Origin of the sequence: Chryseobacterium sp., from assembly GCF_041914225.1 — a bacterium.
Lineage (GTDB): Bacteria > Bacteroidota > Bacteroidia > Flavobacteriales > Weeksellaceae > Chryseobacterium.
Window position 1 is genome coordinate 1 of the sequence record NZ_JAYSDT010000082.1, and the last position, 8,343, is coordinate 8,343.

The 8,343-nt window shown below is 38.7% G+C and carries 5 protein-coding genes; all 5 read right to left on the minus strand.

All coding sequences use genetic code 11. From position 1 onward, the window contains the following. Positions 1 to 301: 301 nt before the first annotated feature. The 5 genes from ACE3RB_RS19320 to ACE3RB_RS19340 all read right to left on the minus strand — a co-directional run bounded on the left by ACE3RB_RS19320 (position 302) and on the right by ACE3RB_RS19340 (position 8,060). Entirely contained in the window at positions 302 to 3,400 is a 3,099-nt protein-coding gene (locus ACE3RB_RS19320) for an efflux RND transporter permease subunit (protein WP_374465707.1), read from the minus strand. Positions 3,401 to 3,468: 68 nt separating this feature from the next. After that, complete coding sequence (locus ACE3RB_RS19325) at positions 3,469 to 4,554, minus strand: efflux RND transporter periplasmic adaptor subunit (RefSeq protein WP_374465708.1); 1,086 nt, start codon at positions 4,552 to 4,554, stop codon at positions 3,469 to 3,471. Positions 4,555 to 4,557: 3 nt separating this feature from the next. Next, positions 4,558 to 5,799 carry a TolC family protein gene (locus ACE3RB_RS19330; protein ID WP_374465709.1) on the minus strand — a complete coding sequence of 414 codons (1,242 nt, stop codon included), beginning with the start codon at positions 5,797 to 5,799 and terminating at the stop codon, positions 4,558 to 4,560. A 215-nt stretch (positions 5,800 to 6,014) separates the two neighbouring features. Next, on the minus strand, positions 6,015 to 7,379 hold the full coding sequence (locus ACE3RB_RS19335) for an ATP-binding protein (RefSeq protein ID WP_374465710.1): 1,365 nt from the start codon (positions 7,377 to 7,379) through the stop codon (positions 6,015 to 6,017). Beyond that, entirely contained in the window at positions 7,380 to 8,060 is a 681-nt protein-coding gene (locus tag ACE3RB_RS19340) for a response regulator transcription factor (RefSeq protein ID WP_002976395.1), read from the minus strand. Between the last annotated feature and the right edge of the window lie 283 nt (positions 8,061 to 8,343).

Consider the following 8,343-nt stretch of genomic DNA (forward strand, 5'->3'; position numbering starts at 1 on the left):
CCAATGTTCAAGTGTGGTTTGTTACGATTAAACGTTTCCTTTGCCATGATTTAAAATTATTTATTTATTGTTTTTCAAATTTTCGGTGTGCAAATATAATGAATTTTTAAATACCAAAAACTTTTTATTAAAAAAACTTTCAATATTCTCATCCAGTGAAGGACAAACCTTATATTTTAACGTATTGAGACTGCAAATTTACAACATTTTTCCGGATTGAAAAAAACTTTCTGGAACCTTTTACTAAAAAGCCTGAAATACAGAATATTCCAGGCTCAATTAATATAAATGAAAGATAAGATCAGATTTGGCTGAGTTTTCTGGTTCTGTTGAAAATCCAGAAAATAATCGGGAAAATAAGCAGGGTAAGCACGGTTGCTGTAATCAAACCTCCAATAATAACAATAGCGAGAGGTTTCTGGGATTCTGAACCGATCCCCGTAGACAATGCCGCCGGCATAAGCCCGATAGATGCCATAAGAGCAGTCATAATCACCGGTCTTGTTCTTGATTTCACTCCGTTTAAAATAGCAGTATCTATATCAAGGCCATTTTTAACATTCTGGTGGAATTCTGTGATAAGAATGACTCCGTTCTGGATACAGATTCCCAAGAGGGCAATCATCCCTACCCCGGCAGAGATTCCAAAATTGATTCCGGTAACATGCAGGGCGATAATTCCCCCTATTAAAGCAAAAGGTACGTTAGCCAATACCAGAAGAGAGTCCTTCATATTTCCAAACAGGATAAACAGCAGGAAGAAGATCATAAGAATACTCACCGGCACAACCTGGGCAAGCCTGTGAGAGGCACGCTGCTGATTTTCAAACTGACCGGTCCATCCTACGGAATAGCCATCCGGCAGCTCAATTGCTGCTACTTTTTTCTGAGCATCAGCAATGGTACTTCCCAGGTCCCTGTCGCGGATTGAGAACTTAACCCCAATATAACGTTTGATATTATCCCTGTAAATAAATGCAGCTCCGTTATCTTTAACAATCGTACTTATTTCCTTTAAAGGGATCTTTGCTCCATCCTGGGTAGGAACCATCAAAGCAGCAATGTCATTTTCATTGGTTCTGTATTCCTGCGAATACCGGAGGCGGATCGGAAATTTTCTTTCACCGTCAAACATTTCCGAAGCAGTTTTACCACCAAAAGCCATTTCCAGCACAGCCTGTGCATCTGCCGGCATTACTCCGTAAGCTGCCATTTTATCTCTGTCCAAAACAACACTTACTTCCGGCTGGCCAATATTTTTAATAATCCCGGGATCTTTTACGCCATCCACATCTTTGATTTTCAATAAAACTTCATGGGCCAGTTTATCCAGTGTTTCCAGGTTATCACCATAGATTTTGATTCCGTTTTCTGCTTTAAAGCCTGCCACTGCTTCTGCCACGTTATCTGAAATAGGCTGCGAATAGTTGAAAGTAATTCCCTGATAGCTTCTGAGTTTTTTGTCAATTTCATTAATCAGTTCATCATAAGTAATTTTACGCTTCCATTCTTCTCTTGGTTTGAGATTCACTGCAAACTGTACAAATCCGAATCCGTTGGGATCCGTTCCATCATTACTTCTTCCGGTCTGGGCAAGCACATCCGTTACCTCAGAGAAGCTCATAATGTCTTTTTTTAGAAGATCTGCCGTTTTCAGAGATTCTTTCAGCGAGGAGCTCATCGGCATTTCTGCAGTAATCCAAAGTGAGCCTTCATTCAACTGCGGCAAAAATTCTGTTCCAAGGAATTTTCCGGAAAACAGAGTAACTGCCAGGAAGGAGACCGCTGCGATCATACTGATTTTTTTATGTTTAAATGTGAAATTAAAGCCTTTCAAAACGATTCTGTCCCAGAAATTAACAAAAGGGTTATTTTTTTCCTTCACATTTTTATTCAAAAGGATATGGGAAAGAACAGGAACCAGGGTTAAAGTAAATATCAGTGCTCCCATTAATGCAAACCCAAGTGTGAATGCCAGCGGAGAGAACATTTTTCCTTCCACTTTCTGGAATGAGAAAATAGGAATCAGAGAGGTAATGATGATTAATTTTGAAAAGAAGATGGCTTTTCCCAACCCGGTACCGGTCTGCTTGATCCAGCCTCCTTTTGCCAGTTTATTGAACTTCTCGGTTCCGTACCGGTGTGCTTTATGATCGAGCATCACAAAGAGACCTTCCACCATGACGACGGCTCCGTCTATAATAATCCCGAAGTCTACCGCTCCTAACGAAAGAAGATTCGCACTCATTCCAGCCAGTTTTAAGCATAAAAATGCAAACAACAGAGATAAAGGGATGATGATGGAAACAATCAGTGTTGTTCTCCAGTCAGCCATAAAGATCAGAACAATTACGGTTACCAGTACAATTCCTTCAATAAGGTTATGCATTACGGTGTGGGTGGTAAAGTCCATCAGGTTGTCCCGGTCATAGAAAGTGACCATTTTAACATCTTTGGGAAGAATTTTTTCGTTGAGCTCTTTGATTTTAGCTTTTACTCCTACCAGGACTTCTCTCGGATTCTCTCCTTTTCTCATCACAACAATTCCTTCCACCGTATCGTCATGATGATTCAGCGCAGCCTGTCCTACCCTTGGCATAGAGCTTTCATGAACATCCGCCACATTTTTTACCAGTACAGGGTTTCCGCTGTCATTCTGGATGGTAATATTGCCTATGTCCGCAACTGATTTTACCAAACCGATTCCTCTTACCACATAAGCCTGCCCGTTCTTTTCAATAACATCACCACCTACATTCAGGTTACTCTTGGTAACAGCATCATATACCTGAAGCGGAGTCAGATTATACTTATCCAATGCTCTTGGATCAATGCTCAACTCAAAAACTTTATCCTGTCCGCCGAAGACATTAATATCGGCAACACCGGGTACCCCTCTTAAAGCACGGTCTATCACCCAATTTTGCAAGGTAAGCAATGCCCGGGAATCTTTTGTTTTACTTTCCAGCGTATATCGGAAAATCTCCCCGGTTGGCCCGTAGGGTGGCTGTACTTCGGGATCTACCTCATCAGGAAGGCTAATGGTTCTTAACTGGTTATTGACCTGATTTCTGGCAAAAGTATCATCCACCCCGTCGTCAAACAGAATTTTAACAATAGAAAGTCCGAACATGGTGGTACTTCTCACACTTGTTTTCTTCTGAACCGGGCTCATCGCCAATTCGACGGGTGTGGTGACAAAACGTTCTACTTCTTCCGCACTACGCCCATTCCATTGGGTAATGATTACGATCTGGGTATTGGTTACATCCGGAAAAGCTTCAATAGGCATATTTTTGAAACTTATAAATCCGGAGATGGCTAAAATGGCTACCCAGATAAAGGTAAATGCTTTATTTTTTAATGAAAAAGCAATTATATTTTTTATGAATTTATTCATGACAGATACATTGATGACCTAAAAAAGCCGTTAAAGAAAAATGTAGCATTCTTAAGGGGTTCATAAGATTAGCTGTTCAACGAACGGTATATCAGCAGCTGGTTGTTGGTAATTACTTCTTCTCCTTCTTTCAGTCCGTCGGAAACATAAGTGATATCACCTACCTGCTTTAGCACTTTGATTTCTCTGATCTTCACATCCGTTCTGGATTTAAAAATCACGACAAAGCTTTTATTGTCATCAAAGATTACGGCTTTGGATGGAACCGTTAAGGTTGTATTACTTTCCAGGCTGGAAACTTTTATCGTTGCTTTACTGTCCGGAATCAGAAGTCCGTTGGCGTTATCCAGAACTACCCTTGCCTGCATGGCATTGGTCTGCGGATCAATAATCCTGAAGATTTTATCAATTTTACCATCAAAAACTTTGTCCGGATAAGAAAGTGTAGAAACCTGAGCTTTCATTCCAAGGCTGATCTTATCAATGTCAGACTCGTTAACATTCATAATTGCCCATACATTCGTGGTGTTGGCAACGTCAAAAATGTTATCGCTCCTATCACTTCTCAGCTGCATATCTTTATTGATACTTTTCTGGACAATATACCCACTGATAGGTGCTACTACACTGTATATATTTCCGGTTTTCACATTATAAACCGTACTCACTGCTGTTGCTCTCTGCAATTGATCTTCGGCTTTTTGCAGCTGACTTTTGGCTTCCAGAACATCTCTTTCGGTATTCAGTTTTCCTTCGTAGAGTTCTTTGGCAACACGAAGGTTATTTTTTGCCACTACCAGATCGGTTTTGGCATCACTTACATCTTTCTGAATCTCTGCAAGCTCAGTACTCCTGATGGTTGCCAATACCTGTCCTTTCTTCACATAGTCTCCCAGCTCCACATTGACACTCATCACATTCCCTCCTACCAATGGATATACGTCTATATAACTGTTTTTGTCTGCAGAGATTTTACCGTAAAAGCTGTATTCATCTTCTATATTCTTTTTTTCAACTTTGGCTAAGGAAATGGAATTCAACATGGTGTTGCTCAGTTCAAATCCTTTTTTGGCATGACTGGTTTTCTCTTCCTCTTTTTTTGAACAGGCCGCTAACGAAAGGACCATCAATACGGGGATAATATATGTTTTCATGATTTAATAGAAGATTTTCGTTTGTACTAGTTGATTAAGCTGTTCTGCGGACTGCATGATCTCATTTTTCATATCATAAATCTGAAGGGCTGTTTGCCTGTAGCTGTCCATAAAATCTGTAAATTCAATCAGATTCACATTTCCTTTTCTGAAATTGTTCAGCATTCCGTTGTAGACAAGCTCCATATTCTGCAGATCTGTAGTTTTTACATCCTGAAGCTGGTCATACTGAGCTTTCCAGGTCTTATAGGCAGACTGTACTTTGGTTTCAAGAGTGAGTTTCTGAAAATCAGCATTTTTCTGATTCTGCTGAACAGCATAATTAGCTTTTTCCACATTACCCTGGTTCGCTTTCCATAGAGGCAAAGGAATTCCAAAAGTCAGATTCGCTTCGTTATTAAAGGTTCCTCCCGCCTGATCCCAAGCAGCACCTACTGTGACATCCGGTACATTCAAAGATTTCTGCCACTGCGCATACAGCTTACTGTTATCAATAAGTTTCAGATTATACCGGTAATCGGCATTATGCTCGAGGGCTTTACTTTTAAGCTCTTCTTCATCACCAAAAGGCTGTGCAGCCAAGGCTTCTTTAGCTTCCGCCTCAGACATTGTCGGTTCTATATCTTCCGAAACACCCGTTAAAACTTTTAAATTCTGTTCGAAATCCAGAATATTTTTATTAATCTCCAGTTTATCATGATTCAGCTGTATTACAATACTCTGCAGCCTTACAGCATCTTTGAGGGAAACGTTTCCTTTTGCTGACTGTACACGATAGGCATTTAAAAGATCATTCATATACCCTAGCTGCCTGTTGGTATTTTCAAGTTTTAGCTTTTCGTAGTAAAGATTAAAATAAGCAGAACGGAGTTGAGCTCTCAGATCGGCAAGCAGCTGGGAAAACTGAAGCTGTGCCAGCTCTTTATTGGATTTGGCAAAAGCGATCTCATTTTTCTTTTTACCACCCATATAAATTAATTGTGTTACTCCTGCCCCTTTTGAGTGTCCGACATCAAAAAACTTTTTATCCTGAGGATTATAAGCATTGAACTGTCCGCTTAACTGAGGTAATTCCCAGATTTTAGCCTGCAGAATATCCGCATCAGCCATATTGATGTTATATTGTTCGGCGAGCAGCTGGAGGTTGTTCTTCTGAAAAGCTTCTTCGCATTCCAAAAGAGACATCTGCTGTTGTGCCGCCATGAATGAGGAAACGGCGAGGCACAGCACTGCAATTCTGTTCATTATTTTTTCTTTTTAAATTACAAAATTGCTTTGATGCGATTAAAAGAAACTTAAATGACGCTTAAAAAAAAATTAAAATAGCCTTAAACAGGCTGTTTTATGAAAGCTTAACTGATAAAAAAGAAATATTTTTTCCCGGAACGTTGATATTTTTATTAAAAATTTAATCCGGAGTTTAACAAAAAGCAACTGCTGCTCAGATCAGCTGTTTTAATTTATTTTTTAAAATATAGGGTAAACCTGTTAATATATTCTTCAGGTGAAGAATAGATGATCTCCGCATCATGATATTCCAGGATTCTTTTGACAATTCTGAGACCTAAACCTGATCCTGCAATATTCTGGGCATTGTTCCCCCTTGTGAAAGCTTCAAACAGTTTAGCCTGCTCTTCTTCAGGAATGGTATTGCCATGGGAAATAACTTCAATGGAAAGGTTATCATTTGTTTCGGTAATCAAAACCTTTACTTCTGTATTGTCAGAATAGACGGCAGCATTTTTAAACAGATTGATAAAGACAATCACCAAGAGTGACTGGATTCCTTTTATCGTCAGAAAGGCATTTTCGGAGCTGTCTTCGTTAATCAGGAAATCCAGTTTAAGCTGTGGATAACTTTTTTCTACAGCCTCAAAAGCTTCAAAGATAACTTCATCAATTCTTACTTCTTCATAAATGCTCTGAATATTTTCTTTATCAAATTTTGTCAGCAGCAAAAGCGAATTGGTAAGATCTGACAACTGATAGATATCCCGTTGAATCTGTTTTAAAGAAGATAATGTTTCCGGTGAGTGTTCTTCAAATTTTATTAAGTTTTCCAGCTGAAATGCCATTCTTGTAATAGGAGTCCGGATCTCATGTGAAGCACTTGCCGTAAAATCCTTTTGTGACTGAAATACATCATCCAGTCTTGCAATCATTGTATTGAAAGATTTGGCAAGAACGCTGACTTCATCATTAGACTGCTCAACAGGAATCTGAGTTGTAAGTTTATGGGCGGTAACTTCGGAAATTTCTTTGTTCAGGTCTTCCAGCGGACGAAGAAACTTTTCAACAAAATAATAGCTGAAAAAACCAATGAGCATTGTACTCATCACATAAGCGGTAATCAAAAGATATTTCAGGTATCCCAGCTTGGATTTTCCGTTGGTATCAAAGGCGCTGGTAAGGATATAATAATTTTCACCATTAATATTCCTGAGTGCTGCATAAATTTCCGGAACTGTTTTTTCGGTATAAATGATTTTCTTTTTATCCAGCTCTTTCAGCATGGCGCTGTCCCAGGTAACATTCCGGTCTTTGATCGTGCTGTAGATCAATTCTTTTTTCTCGTTGAAAATTAAGATTTTTTCATTCAAAAGAATATTATCAGAATTCTCATTAAAGAAAACGGGAGCTTCTTCTTCAAAGTCTTTGGATTTTGAGATAAAATGGGAAGTAAATTCAAGTCTCTGCCTGAAACGTTCTTTAAATTCATCTCTCCTGAAATCATTAAAAGATAAATAAATGACCGCCATCACCATTCCAAAAAGCAATGAAAAGGCGATACTGATCGTTAAAGCTATCTTTCTTTTTAAAGACATTTATAATGGACTTAGGTAGTATCCGAAACCTGAACGGGTGTGGATCAGTTTTATTTTAAAATCCTTATCAATCTTTTTTCTCAGAAAGTTGATATACACTTCCACCGTATTGGTATTCGTATTGAAATTATGTTCCCAGACATGTTCTGTGATCTGCTGCTTGGAGACTGTTCTTCCCTGCGCCTCGGCAAGATAAACCAGCAACTGGAATTCTTTTAGCGTAAGGGTTATTTCATTTCCTCCACGATACACCTTCTGTTCTGTCTTGTTAATAATAAGGTCATCGATTCTGAGAATATCCTGATCTGCATTATCGGAAGGGGCTTTTCTTCTCAACAGTGAATTGATTCTTAAAAGAAGCTCTTCAAACTGAAAAGGCTTTACCAAATAATCATCCGCAAGTCTTGTGAAAGCATCTTTTTTATCAGAGATATCTCCATAAGCAGAAATGATAATGATCGGGGTATTTTTATCAAAAGAACGGATCGTCTGGCAGACATCAAGCCCGTTTATTTTAGGAACGTTGATATCCAGCAAATACAGATCATAGGTATTGTTTTTTATCTGGCGGAGAAAAGTCTCCCCGTCGTAGATCTTATCACAGTTAAAATTATTTGATTCTAAAAATCTGCAAAGCTCTGCAGACAGAATGAGATCATCTTCCAATAAAAGAATATTCATCAAAATTTATTTTACACGAATTTAAAGAAAATTTATGATTGTGATTCTAAAGGTGAAGTAAAAGTTTCAATGATGCTTTATTTCGGTTCATCAATAAAAAGCGTATGAAAGAATGGAAAGTAACCTCAGGAATTTATCCAATCAGATGTTTAACGATAAAAATATGTAGACCGGTAATTTCTTTTCCTGATGGGTAAAAAAAAATCCCGAACAACTTCGGGAAAATTGAGAGCCAACTACGGGACTTGAACCCGTGACCTCTTCCTTACCAAAGATAAGACTT